Annotated in this window: 13 protein-coding genes; 5 read left to right on the top strand and 8 right to left on the bottom strand. The window is 64.1% G+C overall.

Translation table 11 applies throughout. The annotated features are described in order from the left end of the window. Position 1: 1 nt before the first annotated feature. Both ileS and AC6LJY_RS08030 read right to left on the bottom strand, forming a co-directional pair. Positions 2-2,863 carry an isoleucine--tRNA ligase gene (gene ileS / locus AC6LJY_RS08035; protein WP_498135691.1) on the bottom strand — a complete coding sequence of 954 codons (2,862 nt, stop codon included), beginning with the start codon at positions 2,861-2,863 and terminating at the stop codon, positions 2-4. Further along, positions 2,853-3,818 carry a bifunctional riboflavin kinase/FAD synthetase gene (locus AC6LJY_RS08030; protein WP_046804667.1) on the bottom strand — a complete coding sequence of 322 codons (966 nt, stop codon included), beginning with the start codon at positions 3,816-3,818 and terminating at the stop codon, positions 2,853-2,855. The genes ileS and AC6LJY_RS08030 overlap by 11 nt, the downstream gene beginning before the upstream one ends. Before the next feature lie 163 nt (positions 3,819-3,981). Between AC6LJY_RS08030 and purN the strand changes: the two genes are divergently transcribed. Both purN and AC6LJY_RS08020 read left to right on the top strand, forming a co-directional pair. After that, on the top strand, positions 3,982-4,647 hold the full coding sequence (gene purN, locus AC6LJY_RS08025) for a phosphoribosylglycinamide formyltransferase (protein ID WP_120157530.1): 666 nt from the start codon (positions 3,982-3,984) through the stop codon (positions 4,645-4,647). Positions 4,648-5,881: 1,234 nt separating this feature from the next. Next, the gene (locus AC6LJY_RS08020) at positions 5,882-7,357 is read left to right on the top strand and encodes an RsmB/NOP family class I SAM-dependent RNA methyltransferase (protein ID WP_120156225.1); all 1,476 of its coding nucleotides are present in this window, start codon (positions 5,882-5,884) and stop codon (positions 7,355-7,357) included. A gap of 77 nt (positions 7,358-7,434) precedes the next feature. On the opposite strand, the gene AC6LJY_RS08015 is transcribed toward AC6LJY_RS08020, so the two are convergent. Beyond that, a complete protein-coding gene (locus tag AC6LJY_RS08015) occupies positions 7,435-7,830 on the bottom strand; it encodes a hypothetical protein (RefSeq protein WP_498135690.1) in 396 nt (131 codons plus the stop codon). Between the two features lie 358 nt (positions 7,831-8,188). On the opposite strand from AC6LJY_RS08015, the gene AC6LJY_RS08010 reads away from it, so the two are divergent. Genes AC6LJY_RS08010 through AC6LJY_RS08000 form a run of 3 tightly spaced genes read left to right on the top strand, consistent with a single transcriptional unit; the run spans position 8,189 to position 11,996 of the window. After that, the gene (locus tag AC6LJY_RS08010; RefSeq protein WP_498135689.1) at positions 8,189-9,397 is read left to right on the top strand and encodes a DesA family fatty acid desaturase; all 1,209 of its coding nucleotides are present in this window, start codon (positions 8,189-8,191) and stop codon (positions 9,395-9,397) included. Further along, the gene (locus AC6LJY_RS08005; RefSeq protein ID WP_104144452.1) at positions 9,394-11,688 is read left to right on the top strand and encodes a UvrD-helicase domain-containing protein; all 2,295 of its coding nucleotides are present in this window, start codon (positions 9,394-9,396) and stop codon (positions 11,686-11,688) included. Before AC6LJY_RS08010 ends, AC6LJY_RS08005 begins: the two co-directional genes overlap by 4 nt. A 2-nt stretch (positions 11,689-11,690) precedes the next feature. Then, on the top strand, positions 11,691-11,996 hold the full coding sequence (locus AC6LJY_RS08000) for a chorismate mutase (RefSeq protein ID WP_046804661.1): 306 nt from the start codon (positions 11,691-11,693) through the stop codon (positions 11,994-11,996). 107 nt (positions 11,997-12,103) lie between these two features. Here the strand turns inward: AC6LJY_RS08000 and AC6LJY_RS07995 are convergent, their stop codons facing one another. From AC6LJY_RS07995 to dapC, 5 genes are all read right to left on the bottom strand, one after another. After that, positions 12,104-14,038 carry an ABC-F family ATP-binding cassette domain-containing protein gene (locus AC6LJY_RS07995; RefSeq protein ID WP_104144453.1) on the bottom strand — a complete coding sequence of 645 codons (1,935 nt, stop codon included), beginning with the start codon at positions 14,036-14,038 and terminating at the stop codon, positions 12,104-12,106. Then, positions 14,035-14,931: a 50S ribosomal protein L3 N(5)-glutamine methyltransferase gene (gene prmB / locus AC6LJY_RS07990; RefSeq protein WP_498135688.1), complete on the bottom strand. Its 897-nt coding sequence runs from the start codon at positions 14,929-14,931 to the stop codon at positions 14,035-14,037. Before prmB ends, AC6LJY_RS07995 begins: the two co-directional genes overlap by 4 nt. A 102-nt stretch (positions 14,932-15,033) precedes the next feature. Further along, on the bottom strand, positions 15,034-16,170 hold the full coding sequence (gene dapE, locus AC6LJY_RS07985; protein ID WP_046804658.1) for a succinyl-diaminopimelate desuccinylase: 1,137 nt from the start codon (positions 16,168-16,170) through the stop codon (positions 15,034-15,036). Beyond that, positions 16,170-16,991, bottom strand: a complete 822-nt coding sequence (gene dapD, locus AC6LJY_RS07980) for a 2,3,4,5-tetrahydropyridine-2,6-dicarboxylate N-succinyltransferase (protein ID WP_314359129.1) — start codon at positions 16,989-16,991, stop codon at positions 16,170-16,172. Before dapD ends, dapE begins: the two co-directional genes overlap by 1 nt. Before the next feature lie 24 nt (positions 16,992-17,015). Then, a complete protein-coding gene (dapC, locus tag AC6LJY_RS07975) occupies positions 17,016-18,212 on the bottom strand; it encodes a succinyldiaminopimelate transaminase (protein ID WP_046804656.1) in 1,197 nt (398 codons plus the stop codon). Positions 18,213-18,232: the final 20 nt, after the last annotated feature.

Raw genomic sequence — 18,232 nt, 5'->3', positions numbered from 1 at the left:
TTCACGCCTTGTCGCGCGCTTCGCCCGAACCGAACAGGTTCGACACGCAACGGCCGCAGATCTCGGGGTGGTCGGCGTCCTGGCCAACGTCCAGGCGCCAATGCCAGCATCGTTCGCACTTTTTGTGCGTCGACGGCGTGACATCGATGCGCGTCTCGCCTTCACCCGCGTGCACGGTGGCGCGCGACACGATCAGCACAAAGCGCAGGTCGTCGCCCAGGCTGGCCAGCAGTTGCTGGTCGTCGCCGCTGGCGTAAAGATCCACTTCGGCCTGCAACGACGAACCGATATCACCCGCCGTGCGCACCTCTTCCAGCTTGCGCTGGACTTCGGCACGAATGGCGCGCAGGCGCGACCACTTTGCGGACAGCGCCTCGGCGTCGGCAAACGGCGGCAACGCGTGGTAGACCTCGGTGAAGATGGTCGTGCGCGCGGCGTCGGCCTGGTGCTTGAGTGCCGAGCCAACCAGTTCCTTCCAGGCTTCTTCGGCCGTAAAGGACAGGATCGGGGCCATCAGCTTGAGCAGCGTCTGGGTGATATCCAGCAACGCCGTCTGCGCCGAGCGGCGCGCCACGCTGCCCGGGGCCGACGTGTACAGGCGGTCTTTCAGGATGTCCAGGTAGAACGCGCCCAGGTCTTCCGAGCAGAACGTCTGCAAGCGCGAGACCGCCGGGTGGAAGTCGTAGCGTTCGTAGTTGGCCTGCACTTCGGCCTGCATCTGCGCCGTCATGGCCAGCGCGTAGCGGTCGATTTCGAACAGGTCGCCGTAGGGCACGGCTTGCGACACCGCGTCGAAGTCGGCCACGTTGGCCAGCAGGAAACGCAGCGTGTTGCGGATGCGGCGGTAGCCTTCGACCACGCGCTTCAGGATTTCGTCCGAGATGGACAGCTCGCCCGAATAGTCGGTAGAGGCCACCCACAAGCGCAGGATTTCCGCGCCCAGCGAGTCGGACACCTTTTGCGGGGCGATCACGTTGCCCACCGACTTGCTCATCTTGCGGCCTTGGCCGTCAACGACGAAACCGTGCGTCAGCAGCGCCTTGTACGGCGGTTGGCCGTACAGCATGCAGCCGGTCAGCAGCGACGAATGGAACCAGCCGCGATGCTGGTCCGAACCTTCCAGGTACAGGTCGGCGGGCCAGCCCAGTTCGGCGCCGTGCGAGCCGGCGAAGTCGCCGTCCTTGCCGCCCAACACCGTGGCGTGCGTGCTGCCGGAATCGAACCAGACATCAAGCGTGTCGCGGTTCTTTTCGTATTGGTCGGCTTCGTCGCCAAGCAGGTCGCGCGGTTCAAGCGCTTGCCAGGCTTCAATGCCGCCTTGCTCAACACGCTGCGCCACCTGTTCCAGCAATTCGGTCGTGCGCGGATGGAGCTCGCCGGTTTCCTTGTGCACGAAGAAGGCCATCGGCACGCCCCACTGGCGTTGACGCGACAGGGTCCAGTCCGGGCGGTTCGCGATCATGGCGTGCAGGCGGGCGCGGCCCCAGGCCGGGTAGAAGGCCGTGGCGTCGATACCGGCCAGCGCCGATTCGCGCAGGGTCGGGCCGCCGTCTTTAGGGGCCACGTCCATGCCGGCGAACCATTGGCTGGTGGCGCGATAGATGATCGGCGTCTTGTGGCGCCAGCAGTGCATGTAGCTGTGCTTGTGCTTTTCGACGTGCATCAGCGCGCCGGCTTCGGTCAGCGCTTCGACGATCTTGGGGTTGGCGTCCCAGATGGACAGGCCGCCGAACAGCGCCAGGCTGTCCACGTACTTGCCGTCGCCCATGACGGGGCTGATGAAGTCGGTGTCTTTCATGCCGTGCGCCTTGCACGACACAAAGTCTTCAATGCCGTAGGCCGGGGCCGAGTGCACGACGCCCGTGCCCGAGTCGGCCGTGACGTAGTCGCCCAGGTAGACGGGGGCGCGGCGATCGTAAGCCGGGTTGAACTGCGCCAGCGGATGGCGGAATTCGATTTCGGACAGCGCTTGGCCGGGCGCCGTGGCGATGATTTCGCCTTCCAGGTTCCACGACTTCAGGCACGCTTCTACGCGGTCTTTGGCCACCAGCAGCAGCGGGCCGAACTTGGGCGCGGGCGATACACGCACCAGCGCATATTCGATTTCGGGGTGCACGTTCAGCGCCTGGTTGGACGGGATGGTCCAGGGCGTGGTCGTCCAGATGACGATCGCGCCGTTGTCCACCGAGTCCAGCCCGAAAGCCGCCGCCAGCTTGGCCGGTTCCGCGAACGGGAAGGCCACGTCAACGGCAGGGTCGACGCGGTCGGCGTATTCGACTTCGGCTTCGGCCAGTGCCGAACCGCAGTCAAAACACCAGTTCACGGGCTTCAGGCCACGGAACACATAGCCCTTGTCCAGGATGCGGCCCAGTGCGCGGATTTCGTCGGCTTCATTGCTGAAGTTCATCGTCATGTACGGGCGATCCCATTCGCCCAGCACGCCCAGACGCTTGAAATCCTTACGCTGGCGGTCGATCTGCTCAAGCGCGTAGGCGCGAGCCTTCGACTGCACTTCGGCCACGGGCAGGTGCTTGCCGTATTTCTTTTCGATCTGGATTTCGATCGGCATGCCGTGGCAATCCCAGCCGGGCACGTAATGCGCGTCATAGCCGGCCATGTTGCGGCTCTTGACGATGATGTCCTTCAGGATCTTGTTGACCGCGTGGCCGATGTGAATGTCGCCGTTCGCATAGGGCGGGCCGTCGTGCAGCACGAAACGCGGCCGGCCGCGGCTGGCCGCACGAATCGCCTGGTAGACGTGGTTTTCCTCCCACTGCGAAATCCAGGCGGGCTCGCGCTTGGCAAGGTCGCCCCGCATGGGGAAGGGGGTATCGGGCAGGTTGAGGGTCTTTTTATAGTCCATGAACGGCAAAATAGGCGCGCGCGTTTCGCGCGTCTTCGGCGATGGCGGCAGTCAGGGAAGGGAGGTCAGGAAATTTTTCTTCGTCCCGCAGCTTGTGCAGGAATTCGACGCGTACGAGTTTACCGTAAGCGTTGACGGTGTCGTCGAGCAGGTGTGACTCAAGTAGCACTCGGCCACGGTCTTCAACGGTTGGGCGCACGCCCAGGCTGGCCACGGCGGGCAACGGCCGGTCGGCCAGGCCATAAACCTGCACCACATAAATGCCCGAGCGCGCGGCGCAGCGTTCGGCCACGCGCAGATTCATCGTGGGGTAGCCCAGCGTGCGGCCCAGTTTCTGGCCGTGGATGACGTGGCCGCTGATATGGTACGGATGGCCCAGCAGATGGCGCGCACGGTCCAGATCGCCTACGGCCAAGGCCGTGCGGACTTCGGAACTGGAAATGCGATGACCTTGCTGGTCGGTGACGTCGGCAAGCGTCTGCACCTCGAATCCGTGGTGCATGCCGGCTTCACGCAGCAGGTCGATGTCGCCGCTGCGTTTATGGCCAAAGCGGAAGTCCTCGCCCACCAGCAGCCACTTGGTTTGCAGGCCCTGCACCAGCAGGTTTTCGATGAAGGCGTTGGCCGACATCTCGGCCAGCCGGGCGTTAAAGCGCTGCACCACGACTTGGGAAACGCCGTAGCGCGCCAGCGCCGACAGCTTGTCGCGCAGTCCGGAAACCCGGGTCGGCGCCAGTTCGGGGCGTTGGTTCAAGGTGGCGAAGTATTCCCGCGGATGCGGTTCGAACGTCATCACGGAAGGGGTAAGCCCGCGTTCGCGGGCGGCTTCGCAGACGCGCGCCAGCATGGCTTGATGCCCGCGATGGACGCCGTCGAAATTGCCGATCGTCAGCGCGCAAGGAGCGCGCCGGTCGGGCGGAGGCAGGGATCGGTAGATACGCAGCGATGGTTTCACGAGCGAGAGTTTACAATTTTGGATTCCGGGTTTGTTCCAATCCCCCCAATCGTTCACGCGCCGACCGGTTTTCATGGCGCGGGAAGAGGGCGGACAAGCCCGTTGCGCCAAGCGAACCGCGTCCCAGCCGGGCGCGTTGGGGGCCATCATTGGATTCTTTATCTTGCCGGAAACACAACTTTCTAAGCGCCGCCTTGTCATCCTGATTTCAGGGCGGGGCAGCAACATGCAGGCGCTGGCCGAGGCCTGCCGAAATGAGGGCTGGCCGGCTGACATTGCCGCCGTCATCGCCAGCCGCCCTGACGCGGGCGGCCTGGAATGGGCGGCCGCCCAGGGCATTCCCACCGCGGCCCTGTATCACAAGGACTACGCCAGCCGGGACGCTTTCGATGCCGCGCTAGCCGCCGAAATCGACCGCTATGCGCCCGATTACGTCATCCTGGCCGGCTTCATGCGCGTGCTGACGCCGGGCTTCGTCAACCATTACGCCGGTCGGCTGGTCAACATTCACCCGTCGTTGCTTCCGGCGTTTCCCGGCCTGCATACCCACGCGCAAGCGCTGGCCACGGGCGTGCGGGTGCACGGTTGCACGGTGCATTTCGTGACCCCGGTGCTGGATCACGGCCCGATCATTGCGCAGGGCTGTGTGCCGGTTCTGGCCGGTGATACGCCCGAACTGCTGGCCAACCGCGTGCTGGCAGTAGAACATCAGGCTTTTCCGGCCGCTGTGCGCTGGCTGGCCGAAGGCCGGGTTACCCTGACAACCGACCATCGAGTGGACGTGCAGGGGGATCCCGCACGCCTTTTCACCTGGTCGCCGGCCGCCTGAGCGGCCCCGAATCGCTTTTACCGGGCGGAACTCCTCCGCCCCACTGGAACACACCATGACTAAACCCCAATCTCCGCGTTCTCGTCCGGCAGGCTCCCCGAGGGCCGCTTCCGAAGGGCGCGACGGTCGGTCCTTTTTCTCGCGTCCGAAGGGCGAAGCCCGCGAGGCGCCGGCGCGCGAGCAGCGTACCGAGCGAGGGCGCGATGAGCGTCCCGCCCGCGATGCGGGCCGCCCGGCGCCGCGCGCGTCGTTTGACGCCCAACGTGGCGAAGGGCGCGGCGAAGGCCGTGCCGGGGCGCGCGGCGATCGCGGCTCCTTTGGCGGCGATCGCGGCTCGTTCGGAGGTGAGCGCCGGGAAGGGCAAGGCCAGGGCCGCCCGGCCCCCCGCCCGTCCTACGACGCCCCGCGCGGTGAAAACCGTGGCGGCGAGCGCGGTTCCTATAGCGCGGAGCGCCGTGGTGGCCAAGGACAAGGCCAAGGCCGCCCGGATTCGCGTCCGTCCTATGGCAACGGCCCGCGTGGCGAGAATCGTGGCGGCGAACGTGCTTCCTATGGTTCGGAACGTCGTGGTGAACAAGGGCAAGGCCAAGGCCGCCCGGATTCCCGTTCGTCCTACGGCAACGGCCCGCGTGGCGAGAATCGTGGCGGCGAACGTGCTTCCTATGGTTCGGAACGTCGTGGTGAACACGGCCAAGGCCAAGGCCGCCCGGATTCCCGTTCGTCGTACGGCAACGGCCCGCGTGGCGAGAATCGTGGCGGCGAACGCGCGTCCTATGGATCGGAACGTCGTGGTGAACACGGCCAGGGCCAAGGCCGCCCGGATTCCCGTCCGTCGTACGGCAACGGCCCGCGTGGCGAGAATCGTGGCGGCGAACGTGCTTCCTATGGTTCGGAACGTCGTGGTGAACACGGGCAAGGCCCAGGCCGCCCGGATTCTCGTCCGTCCTATAACAATGGTCCCCGTGGTGAAAGCCGTGGCGGCGAACGCGGTTCCTACGGGGCCGAGCACCGTGGGGGTGAACGCGGTTCCTCCTATGGCGCCGAGCGCCATGAACGTCAGCCGCGCCCGTCCTACGACGGCCCCCGTGGGGATGACCGTGGCGAACGCGGCCAGTATGCCGGCCCGCGCGGCGGTGACGCCGGGCAGGGCAATCGCGAACAGTCGTCGCAAAAGCCGCAGTTCAACCGTCCGCGCCAATCGTATGCGGCCATCCGCATCGATCAAGTCCAACGCGTGCTGGGCGAAATTCTGCAATGGACCTATCCGGCCGACGCCGCGCTGTCGCACTGGCTGCGCCACCACCCGAACCTGGGCGCGCGCGATCGTTCCGAGGTCGCCGAAGCTGTTTACGACGTGCTGCGTCACCTGCGTCGCTACCGCCAATTCGGCGAAAGCGGCGTGGGTCCCGCGTCGCGTCGCCTGGCTATTCTTGGTTTGAACGCCACCCTGGGCGCCGAAGCGCTGGAAGAGGGCCTGGATGCCGCCGAAGCCGAATGGCTCAAGCGCGTGTCGCAGATCGATTTGTCCACGTTGCCGCGCGCCGTGCGGGGAAGCATCCCTGATTGGCTCGACGAGCGCCTGGCGCTGATGGACAGCCCGGACACGCTGGTCGAAGCGCTGAACCGTCAGGCCAGCCTGGATCTACGCGTCAACCCGCTTAAGGTCGAACGCGACGCCATGCTGACGGAACTGCAACAAAGTGCAGGCCGCTACGAGCCCGTCGCCATGCCGTTTTCGCCCTGGGGCATCCGCATGGAAGGGCGTCCGGCGATCAACCGCTGGCCGCAATTCGAAAACGGCAGCATCGAGGTTCAGGACGAAGGCAGCCAGTTGCTGGCCCTGCTGGTCGCGCCGCGCCGTGGCGAAATGATCATCGATTTCTGCGCGGGCGCCGGCGGCAAGACGCTGCTGCTGGGCGCGCTGATGCGCTCCACCGGCCGCCTGTACGCGTTTGACGTGTCGGCCGCGCGCCTGGCCCGTGCCAAGCCGCGCTTTGCGCGCAGCGGTCTGTCGAACGTGGTGCCGGTTGTGATCGACAGCGAGAACGACGCCCGCGTAAAGCGCCTGGCCGGCAAGGCGCAACGCGTGCTGGTGGATGCCCCGTGCAGCGGTATTGGCACCTTGCGCCGCAATCCCGACCTGAAGTGGCGCCAGCACCCGCAGGCACTGGCCGAACTGGGCCAGTTGCAGGAGCGCATTCTGAACAGCGCCGCGCGATGCGTGGCGCCGGGCGGACGCCTGGTGTACGCCACGTGCAGCCTGCTGGCCGAAGAAAACGAAGTACAGGCCGAGCGCTTCCTGGCCAGCCATCCCGACTTTGAACGCGTGGACGCGGCCGAGATCCTGGCTTCGCGTTGCGAAAACCTGAAGCTGGAAGGCCCGTATCTGCAACTGCGTCCTGACGTGCACGGCACGGACGGCTTCTTCGCGGCGGTATTCGAGCGCAAAAAGAAGGGCGCGGCCACCGACACGGCAGCGGGTGCGGACGCCGTTGTGGCAGCGGAAGCGGCCGACGCCGATCTTCTGGAAGATGGCATCCCTGACGAGCAATCGGATCGGGAACTGGAAACGGCGACCGCGACGGCCACCCCGCCGGCAGCCGTTGATTCCGAGGCTGGGGACGATGCCCAGCTGATTCCTGAGTCGGCAGCGTCTGAGGCGGTATCCGATCCGGCAGCCGACGCCGGTAAGCAGGACAAACCCGCCTGACGCTCCGGGTGGGCGGCGACACGGTCGGTGGGCGGGTCCTGCGATCTTCGGATTGCTCCCCGCTTGCCGGGCCGAGCCTACCGGGCCGGCGCCACGCCGATGGTCGCGCTATAGCGCCGGGTGCCCAGCGTCTTGTTCTGGTATTTCACTTCCCAGGCCAGGGTGTCGGCGCCCGGTTGATCCGCGGCGTACACCACCTGCGATACCGGCACGGCCTTGTAAGCGCACCGCCCGCTGTCACTGGATTGGCCGCGCGTCTGCACGATGCTGGCCTTGCCCAGCGTCGGGTTTTGCGTGATCACCACTCGTGGCGCCCGCAGCGCCAGGCAGTCAGACCCTCGTATCTCGTAGTACGACGCCAGCACGGTTACATCGCCGGACTTCAAGTTCTGCGCTAGCGCGGGTGTGCGGGCGGTCAGCGCCATCATCGTCAAGGCCGCGAAAAATAAGGGACGGGTTTTTCTGAACAGCATGAGTGGGGCAAAAGAGACAGTTTTGGACCGCATTGAGCGCAACAAACAGGCATCGCAAGGCGCCTCGGCGGGCGGAACGCTGTTTGCTGACAGGAACTTTAGTACCGGAATGTAGCCAAAACCTGGTGTCTTTGCGAATACCCCCCACATAGAAGGGGTAGCCGGCCTCGAAGGCCGTCTATCGGCGAGACCAGCCTCGCGATCGGCCTGAAGCGGTCGCGAGAGAGGGTTTTTGTGCTCTGAAATCGGGGCTTAGTCCTTGATTTCGCTCAAAAACTATTTTGAAACTCCCTTGTCATAAGTCGGCAAAGGTAAGCTAAACTTCAGGCACTTAACAAGCGAGGCTCATAACAGCTTTATGGATTACATCCTCTCCTTCATTGCCGGTGGTCTGACCCAAGCCTCTTGGTGGCAGATCGTCGTATTCACCTTGGTCGTGACGCACATCACGATTGTTGCGGTCACCGTCTTTCTCCATCGCAGCCAAGCGCACCGCGGTCTGGATCTCCATCCTGCCGTCATGCATTTTTTCCGCTTCTGGCTCTGGATGACGACCGGTATGGTCACCAAGGAATGGGTTGCCATTCACCGCAAGCACCACGCCAAGTGCGAAAAGGAAGGCGATCCTCACTCGCCCATGTTGTTCGGCATCTGGAAGGTGCTGTTCCGCGGCGCGGAGCTGTATCGCGAAGAATCGAACAACAAGGAAACCATGGCCAAGTTCGGCCACGGTACGCCTGACGACTGGCTCGAACGCAACGTCTACAGCAAGCACAGCTTGTGGGGCGTGCTGTCCATGCTCGCCATCGACGTCGCCCTGTTCGGCGCGGTCGGCGTGACGGTGTGGGCGGTTCAGATGGCCTGGATTCCCTTCTGGGCAGCCGGCGTCGTCAACGGTATTGGCCACTATTGGGGCTACCGCAACTACAACAGCCCGGACACCAGCACCAACGTGTTTCCGTGGGGCATCGTGATTGGCGGCGAAGAGCTGCACAACAACCACCACGCCCACGGCACGTCGGCCAAGTTCTCGGCCAAGTGGTACGAATTCGACATCGGCTGGTGCTACATCAACATCCTGAAGTTCTTTGGCCTGGCCAAGATCAAGAAGGTTGCGCCCAAGCTGAAGCTGGACGACACCCGCACCGGCATCGACCTGCGCACGCTGCAAGGCGTGATCACGCACCGCTACGAAGTCATGGCCCGCTATGCGGACGTGATCAAGAGCGCCGCTCGCGAAGAGATGAACAAGCTGAAGGCCTCGCGCCAGGAAGGCAACGCAGACTGCGACTACACCAAGTTGCGCCAAGTGCGTCGTGCCATCCACCGCAACGAGGAAATCCTCCAGCCTGAACAGCTTGCCGCCGTGGATAGCGCCATTGCCAAAAACAAGTCGCTGTCGACCTTGGTGCAGATGCGTCGTGAACTCGGCCGCATCTGGGAAAGCTCCAGCGCCAGCAGCGAACAGCTTCTTCATGACCTGCAGGCCTGGTGCCAGCGCGCCCAGCAAAGCGGCATCGCCGGGCTCGAGCAATTCGCTCAGCATCTGCGCCGCTACGCGGCATGATGCTAGAGAAGCTCAACCCTGAACAACGCGCCGCAGTAACGTTAGAACCGCAGCACGCCCTGGTCTTGGCCGGGGCGGGCAGCGGCAAGACCCGGGTACTGACTACCCGCATGGCCTGGCTGATTCAAACCGGCCAGGCTTCGCCTTTTGGGCTTCTGGCGGTTACGTTCACCAATAAGGCCGCGCGTGAAATGCTGGCGCGTATGTCGGCGATCTTGCCGATCGATACGCGCGGCTTGTGGATCGGCACGTTTCACGGCCTTTGCAACCGCATGCTGCGCGCGCATCACCGCGACGCCGGCTTGCCGCAAAGCTTCCAGATCCTGGATGTGACGGACCAGCTTGCCGCCATCAAGCGCCTGATGAAGGCCAATGGCGTCGACGACGAAAAGTATCCGCCCCGGGACGTCCAGCGCTTCATCAACGGCGCCAAGGAAGAAGGCCTTCGTCCGCAAGACGTCGAGGCCTATGACGCCCATCGCCGCCGCCTGATCGAGATCTATCAGCTGTACGAAGCTCAGTGCCAACGCGAAGGCGTGGTCGACTTCGCCGAGCTGCTGCTGCGCGCCTACGAATTGCTGTCGCGCAATGCGCCGGTACGCGAGCACTACCAGCGCCGCTTCCGCCATATTCTGGTCGACGAGTTCCAAGACACCAACACGCTGCAATACAAATGGCTGCGCCTGCTGGCCGGCGGTGGCGCGGCCATCTTTGCCGTGGGTGACGACGACCAATCCATCTATGCGTTCCGAGGCGCGAACGTCGGCAATATGTCCGACTTCGAACGCGACTACGCGCACGGCACCGTCATCCGCCTTGAGCAGAATTACCGCTCGTTCGGCCACATCCTGGATTCCGCCAACGCGCTGATCGGCCATAACAGTGGCCGCCTGGGCAAGAATCTTTGGACGGATCAGGGCGAAGGCGAACCGGTGCGCGTCATCGAACAGCCCTCCGACGGCATGGAAGCCCAATGGATCGTGGACGAAATCCGTTCGCTGATCCACGACGGCAGCCTGCGCCGCGAGATTGCCGTGCTGTATCGCAGCAACGCGCAGTCGCGCGTGATTGAGCACGCCATCTTCTCGGCCGGTATTCCGTACAAGGTCTATGGCGGCCTGCGCTTTTTCGAGCGCCAGGAAATCAAGCACGCCCTGGCGTACTTGCGCTTGATGGCCAATCCGCATGACGACACGTCCTGGATGCGCGTGGTCAATTTCCCGACGCGCGGCATAGGCGCTCGCACGCTAGAGCAACTGGCCGACGCGGCCCGCGCGCACGACACCAGCCTGTACGGCGCGGTGGCCCTGGTGGCCGGCAAGGGGGGTTCCAACCTGGCGCAGTTTGCCCAGCTGATCCACCGCCTGATCGAAGAAACGCGCGATCTGCCGCTGCCGGAAATGGTCGAGCACATGCTCGAAACCAGTGGCCTGAACGCTCACTACAAGGCGGAGCGCGAAGGCGCCGAACGGCTGGAGAACTTGAACGAATTGATCACGGCTGCGGCCGTGTTCGCGTCGGAAGAAAACTACGATGGCATGCCTGCCGGCGTGGTGCCCGACCAGGCCACGTCGTCAACGCTGATGCCGGGCGTCGTCGACGCGCCCATCGTGGCCTCTGACGGGCTGACGCCGTTGGCGGCGTTCCTGTCGCATGCCGCGCTTGAAGCCGGCGATAACCAGGCCCAGCAAGGCCAGGACGCCGTCCAGCTCATGACGGTGCACGCCGCCAAGGGCCTGGAGTTCGACGCGGTTTTCATCACCGGTCTTGAAGAAGGCCTGTTCCCGCACGAGAACAGCATCCTTGAGCAGTCCGGGCTGGAAGAAGAGCGGCGCCTGATGTACGTGGCGATTACCCGCGCACGGCAGCGTTTGTACATCAGCCTGGCACAAAGCCGGATGCTGCATGGCCAGACGCGCTACGCGATGCGCTCACGCTTCCTTGACGAGATTCCCGAAGAGCATCTGAAGTGGCTGTCGCCCAAGGCCGGCTTGGCGCCGGTCAGCAGCACGGGCGCCGGCTGGGGCGGCGGCAATCGGGGTGATGCGTTCGGCCGCAAAGCCACCAATACCATTGCGCCGCGTCAACCTCGCGGCATCGCAAGCGGTGTCACGGTGGGCGACAAGCAGTATCGTGTGGGTCAGGGCGTGCATCACGCGCGGTTTGGCGATGGCACGATTATTGGCTTGAGCGGCGCTGGACAGGACGCCCAGGCGGAAATCCAGTTTCGTGACGTGGGCGCCAAAACCTTGGCGCTGGGTATCGCGAAGCTTGATATTGTTCAGGGTTAAACATGGCCAACAACGAGTCTCCGAAAGCCGAGCTGGCGTCCCTGCGTGCCGAGGTCGATGAAATCGACCAGCAGATCATGCTGCTGTTGGGCGTGCGGTTTCGCTGCACGGACATGATTGGTGAATTGAAAACCAATCACGGAATGGACCTGGTGGACCCGCAACGGGAAAGCCAACAGGTCGAACGCATTCGACGCCTGGCGGAAGAGGCTGGCGTGCCGCCCGCGTTGGCCGAGACCATTCTGCGCGAGGTGATCGACACGGTGATCGATCACCACACCCGCCTGCGCGAACGTCCTTACTCGTAATAAAAGAAGCGGGGGGCCAGTCGGCCCCCCGTTTTCCATAGCGATCCAAGCTGGTGCCGCTGTGCCGCTGTTGCGGGTTTTGCAGCGGTTGCAGCCGTGCGTTTGGATCATCCTTCGCTTTGGTCGATTTCTTCCAGCGAACCCTGGATTTCCAGCCATTGCTCTTCCAGCTCGTCCATGCGCTTGCCGTGTTCGCCGTGCTCGGCCATGACCTTTTGGCGCTCGGCGCGGCGGGCGTCTGAATACAGGTCGGCGTCGGCAATGATGGCGTCAAGCGCGTGCAATTTGACGCGCAGCTTTTCCATCTCGGCCTCGACCTTGGCCAACTTCGACTCCAGCGGTTTGCGCAGTGCGGATAGGCGTTGGCGCTGTTCGGCTTCAGCGCGGCGTTGCGCCTTGCGGTCCACGACGGGTTCGCTGCCGTCGGCATTTTCGCGCGCGGCTTCGGCGCGTTCGCCGGCGTTGCGGGCGGCCAGCCAGTCGCGGTAGTCTTCCAGGTCCCCATCGAATTCGCGCACCGCGCCATCCGCGACAATCCAGAAGCTGTCCACGGTAGTACGCAGCAGGTGCCGGTCGTGCGATACCAGCAGCATGCTGCCGCCGAAGTCGGCAAGCGCGGCGGCCAGGGCTTCGCGCGTTTCGACATCCAAGTGGTTGCTGGGTTCGTCCAGCAGCAGCAGATTGGGTTTTTGCCAGACAATCAAGGACAACGCCAGGCGTGCTTTTTCGCCACCGGACATCGGGCCGACTTTGCTGGTGACCGTGTCGCCCGAAAAGCCGAAGCCGCCTAGGTAATTGCGCAGCTCTTGTTCGCGCGTGTCCGGCGCCAGCCGTGCCAGATGGGCGATAGGCGTGCTGTCCACGTCCAGCATATCCAGCTGATGCTGGTGAAAGTAGCCAATCGCCAAGCCACGCGAGGCACGCCGTTCGCCTGCTTGCACAGGGATCTCTTCGGCCAGCGTCTTGATCAGGGTACTTTTGCCGGCGCCGTTGGCCCCCAGCACGCCGACACGGCTGCCCGCGCGAACCATCAACGTCACATCGCGCAGAATCGGAATGGCGTTGCCTGCCGCGTCCGTATACCCGGCCGACAGGTGTTCCAGCGTCAACAGCGGGTCGGGCACCTGGTCGGGCGAGGGGATGCGGATGTCGATGCCGGCTTCAGCGTGCAGCGGCGCCAGCACCTGCATGCGCGCCAGCGCCTTGACGCGGCTTTGCGCCTGCTTCGCCTTGGAAGCCTTGGCTTTAAAGCGGTCGATAAACCCTTGCAGGCGGGCCGTCTCGCGCGTCTGGCGTTCGTAGGCGATGTTGGTCTGGCGCAGGCGCTCGGCGCGTTGCGTCAGGAAATCACCGTAGCCACCGCGATACCGCACCAGTTTGGCGTGGTCGAAATGCAGGATGGACTTGGCCACCGCGTCCAGGAATTCCGTGTCGTGGGAAATCAGCATGACGGTGCCGGGATAGGCCCCCAGCCATTTCTCCAGCCACAGCATCGCGTCCAGATCCAGGTGGTTCGTGGGTTCGTCCAGCAGCAGCAATTCGGAAGGGGCCATCAGCGCGCTGGCCAGTGCCAGGCGCATGCGCCAGCCGCCCGAGAAGCTTTCGACCGGCAGCATCCATTCGTTGGGCTTGAAGCCCAGGCCGGCCAGCAACTGCTCTGCGCGCGAGGCGGCGCTCCAGGCGCCGGCTTCGATCAGCGCCGCTTCCACTTCGGCGATTTGCGTGCCTTGGTCGTCCGTCAGTTCGGCGCGGCGCGCCTGCAATTCGCGCAAGTGCGTGTCGCCGTCGATGACAAATTCACGAGCCGGGCGGTCGTCGGCGTCCAACTCTTGCTTGACGCTGGCAATGCGCCAGCCCGCCGGCAGGTTCACGGTGCCGGCATCCAGGTCCAGCGCGCCGGTCAGCAGCGCGAACAGCGAGGACTTGCCTGCGCCGTTCTTGCCAACGATGCCGACGCGCTCGCCGGGGTGTACGACAAATTCAGCGCTATCTAACAGCACTTTCGTGCCGCGGCGCAGGGTCAATCCAGTGGCGCGTATCACAGGCTGAGTTGCTCTCGGGTAAGCAGCAGGATCTGGTCCGACGCTTCTTCCGTGTCCAGCCAGACGGGCGAGAGCTGCGGGAAGGCGGCTTCGAAGAAGTCGCGCTCGTGACCGATCTCAAGCACGATCACGCCTTCAGGTGCCAGGTACTGTGGTGCCGACGCCAGGATGCGCCGCACCAGGTCCATGCCGTCGTCGCCACCCGCCAAGGCCAGCTGCGGCTCATGACGGTATTCCTGGGGCAGCACGTCCATCGAACCGCTGTTCACATAGGGCGGATTGCAGATGATGACGTCGTACTGGCAAGCCGGCAGATTGTCGAAGAGGTTGCTGGCATGCAGGTCCAGACGGTCGGCCAGGCCGTAGTCGTCGACGTTGCGGCGGGCAACTTCCAGCGCATCGGCCGACACGTCCACCGCGTCAACGTGGGCATTGGGGAAGGCCATGGCCGACAGGATGGCCAGGCAACCCGACCCGGTGCACATGTCCAGCACATTTTCCACGGCGTAAGGGTCCTGGAACCACGGGGACAGCCCTGCGTCCAGCAGTTCGGCAATGGGCGAACGCGGCACGATGACGCGCTGGTCCACGTAGAAGCGGTGGCCGCGCAGCCAGGCCTCGTTGGTCAGGTAGGCCGCGGGCACGCGCTCGGTCACGCGGCGTTCCAGCAGGTCCAGCACGCGGTCGCGTTCTTCACGGACCACGCGGGCGTCCAGGAACGGGTCAAGCGTGTCCAGCGGCAGGTGCAGCGCGTGCAGCGTCAGATAGACGGCCTCGTCCCAGGCGTTATCGCTGCCGTGCCCCAGCGCCACCTGGGCGCTGTTCAGGCGCGACACACCATAGCGGATCAGGTCGCGCAGCGTCAGCAATTCTTGGCGGGCGGATTGATACATAACAGGCCTTATATCCCCGTCCAGCATGCCGAACCGGGAAAAAACACGCCCCCTGTGAAGGGGGCAGAGCGCTTGCGCAGCGTGCGAAGCGCGGGGGTCTCTTTATTTCAGCAGCAGGTTTTCCAGCGTGCGCCGATAGATGTTTTTCAGCGGTTCCAGCGAAGCCACTTCGACGCGCTCATTCACCTTGTGGATCGTGGCGTTGCCGGGACCGAACTCGATCACCTGCGGGCAAATCTTGGCGATGAAGCGGCCATCGGACGTGCCACCCGTGGTGGACAGTTCGGCGGTCACGCCGGTTTCGCTGTGAATCGCCTGCACCAGCGCATCGGTCAACGAGCCGCGCGGGGTCAGGAAGGGCTCGCCGCCCAAGTCCCAGTCCAGCTCGTATTCCAGGCCGTGCTTATCCAGCACGGCGTGCACGCGCGCCTTCAGGCTTTCAGGCGTGCTGGCCGTGGAGAAACGGAAGTTAAACAACGCAACCGCTTCGCCGGGAACCACGTTGGTGGCGCCGGTGCCCGAGTTCAGGTTCGACACCTGGAACGTCGTGGGCGGAAAATACTCGTTGCCCTGGTCCCATTCAATCGAGACGATTTCGGCCAACGCGGGCGACAACTGGTGCACGGGGTTGCGCGCCAGATGCGGGTAGGCGACGTGGCCCTGGATGCCCTTGACCGTCAACTTGCCCGACAACGAGCCGCGGCGACCATTTTTGCAGGTGTCGCCCAGCACGTCGCCGGAAGTCGGTTCGCCGACGATGCAGTAATCCAGCTTTTCGCCGCGCGCCTTCAATGCGTCGCAGACGATGGCGGTGCCGTCGATGGACGGGCCTTCTTCGTCGGACGTGATCAGCAGCGCGATCGAACCGTCATGCTGCGGGTGGGCCGCCACGAATTCCTCGGCCGCCACCACGAAGGCAGCAATCGAGCTTTTCATGTCGGCCGCCCCACGGCCGTACAGCCAGCCGTCGCGTTCAGTGGGCACGAACGGGTCGCTATCCCACTTTTCGCGTGGACCCGGAGGCACCACATCGGTGTGACCGGCAAACACGGTCAGCGGCGCGGCGCTGCCGCGACGTGCCCACAGATTGGTGACGCCGCCCTGTGCGATGGTTTCGCACGTGAAGCCGATGCGCTCGAGCCGGGCGGCCAACGCCGCCTGGCAGTCTTCATCCGCCGGCGTGACCGACGGGCGGGCGATCAGGTCCTTGACCAGATCCAGTACGGCTGACGTGCTCATTACGCCCTCAGCAGATCATTGATGCTGGTCTTGGCGCGCGTTTGCGCGTCGACACGCTTGACGATGACGGCGCAAGCCAGGCTGTGCGAGCCGTCGGCCGACGGCAGCGAGCCCGGCACCACGACGGAACCCGACGGCACGCGGCCGTAGGTGATCTTGCCCGTGGCGCGATCGAAAATCTTGGTGCTTTGCGACAGGAACACGCCCATGGCCAAGACCGAGTTTTCTTCCACGATCACGCCTTCGACGACTTCCGAGCGGGCGCCAATGAAGCAGTTGTCTTCGATGATGGTGGGGTTGGCTTGCAGGGGTTCCAGCACGCCGCCGATGCCCACGCCACCCGACAGGTGCACGTTCTTGCCGATCTGCGCGCAAGAGCCGACGGTGGCCCAGGTGTCAACCATGGTGCCTTCGTCAACGTAGGCGCCGATGTTCACATAGGAGGGCATCAGCACGACGTTGCGGCCGATGAACGAGCCGCGGCGCGCGACAGCGGGCGGCACCACGCGGTAGCCGCCTTGCTTGAAGGCGTTGTCGCCGTATTCCGAGAACTTGAGCGGCACCTTGTCGTAGAACTGCAGCGGCGCCTGGCCCATGATGGCGTTCTCGTTCAGGCGGAACGACAGCAACACGGCCTTTTTGATCCACTGGTGCACGACCCAGTCGTCGTTGATTTTCTCAGCCACGCGCAGGCGGCCCAGATCCAGCCCGTCGATGGTGTGTTCCACCGCTTCGCGCACTTCGGCGCTGGCGTCGGAGGGAGTCAGGTTGGTCCGGTCGTCCCAGGCTTTTTCGATGGTGGTCTGCAGGTCGAGAGTCATAGCGGCTCAGCTTTTAAAGGTTGATCAAACAGAAGTATGTACAAAATGGGCGATGCGTTCGGCTGCTTGCACGCAATCAGCCAAAGGCGCCACCAACGCAATACGGATGCGGCCGTGGCCGGGATTGACGCCATGCGCTTCCCGCGCCAGGAAACTGCCCGGCAGAACGGTAACACCGGTACGGCCATAAAGGTCGCGCACAAACGCCGTATCCGAGCCCGGCGTGGCCGCCCATAGGTAGAAAGAGGCTTTCGGGCGTGACACATCCAGCACGTTTTCAAGTATGGGGACGACCGCGTCGAATTTTTCGCGATACAGGCGGCGGTTGTCTTTCACATGCGCCTCGTCGGCCCAGGCCGCGATGCTGGCCGCCGACACCAGGGGGCTCATGGCACTGCCATGATACGTGCGATACAAAAGGAACCGGCCGATCAGCGCGGCGTCGCCCGCCACAAAACCCGACCGCAAGCCTGGCACGTTGGACCGCTTGGACAGGCTGGAAAACGCCACCAGATTGCGGTAGTCGTCCCGGCCCAGGCGGCGCGCCGCCTGCAGGCTGCCCAGGGGGGCATCGCCTTCGTCCAGATAGATCTCGGAATAGCATTCGTCCGACGCAATCACAAAGCCGTAACGGTCGGACAGCTTGAAGAGGACTTCCCATTCATCCAGCGACATGACGTTACCGGCGGGGTTGCCCGGCGAGCACACGAACACCAGCCGGGTCTTCTTCCAGACGGCGTCAGGCACCTGATTCCAGTCGCTGGAAAAATTGCGCAACGGATCGGCGTTGACGAAGTAGGGCGTGGCGCCGGCTAGCAGCGTCGCACCTTCGTAGATTTGGTAGAACGGGTTGGGGCAGATCACGACAGACCCAGCGGACGGGTCAATCACGGTCTGGGTAAAAGCGAACAGCGCTTCGCGCGAACCCAGGGCGGGCAAGACCTGCGTGTCGGCGTCTGGGGCGGGAATGCTGTAACGGCGCGCCAGCCAGGCAGAAATCGCCTGGCGCAGCGCGGGATCGCCCTTGGTGGACGGGTACACGGAAAGCCCATCCATATGCCCGCGAATGGCGTCCGCCACGCATTCGGGCGCGGCGTGCTTGGGCTCGCCAATCGACAAGTTGATAGGCGTCAGACCGTTCTGCTGCGCGGCGGCGCAAGCCAGCAACGCGCGCAATTTTTCGAACGGGTAGGGGTGTAAAGCATCGAGGCGCGGATTCATGACGCAAGATTTTAACAAGC

This window comes from Achromobacter sp. RT286_PF, assembly GCF_059760425.1.
The sequence above is the reverse complement of the archived record's forward strand: the minus strand, read 5'-3'. Positions and strand labels throughout refer to the sequence as shown.

Coding starts and splice junctions, on each gene's coding strand:
- ileS (WP_498135691.1), bottom strand. CDS start 2,863: ATGGACTATAAAAAGACCCTCAACCTGCCCGATACCCCCTTCCCCATG.
- AC6LJY_RS08015 (WP_498135690.1), bottom strand. CDS start 7,830: ATGCTGTTCAGAAAAACCCGTCCCTTATTTTTCGCGGCCTTGACGATG.
- AC6LJY_RS08010 (WP_498135689.1), top strand. CDS start 8,189: ATGGATTACATCCTCTCCTTCATTGCCGGTGGTCTGACCCAAGCCTCT.
- AC6LJY_RS08005 (WP_104144452.1), top strand. CDS start 9,394: ATGATGCTAGAGAAGCTCAACCCTGAACAACGCGCCGCAGTAACGTTA.
- AC6LJY_RS08000 (WP_046804661.1), top strand. CDS start 11,691: ATGGCCAACAACGAGTCTCCGAAAGCCGAGCTGGCGTCCCTGCGTGCC.
- prmB (WP_498135688.1), bottom strand. CDS start 14,931: ATGTATCAATCCGCCCGCCAAGAATTGCTGACGCTGCGCGACCTGATC.
- dapE (WP_046804658.1), bottom strand. CDS start 16,170: ATGAGCACGTCAGCCGTACTGGATCTGGTCAAGGACCTGATCGCCCGC.
- dapD (WP_314359129.1), bottom strand. CDS start 16,991: ATGACTCTCGACCTGCAGACCACCATCGAAAAAGCCTGGGACGACCGG.
- dapC (WP_046804656.1), bottom strand. CDS start 18,212: ATGAATCCGCGCCTCGATGCTTTACACCCCTACCCGTTCGAAAAATTG.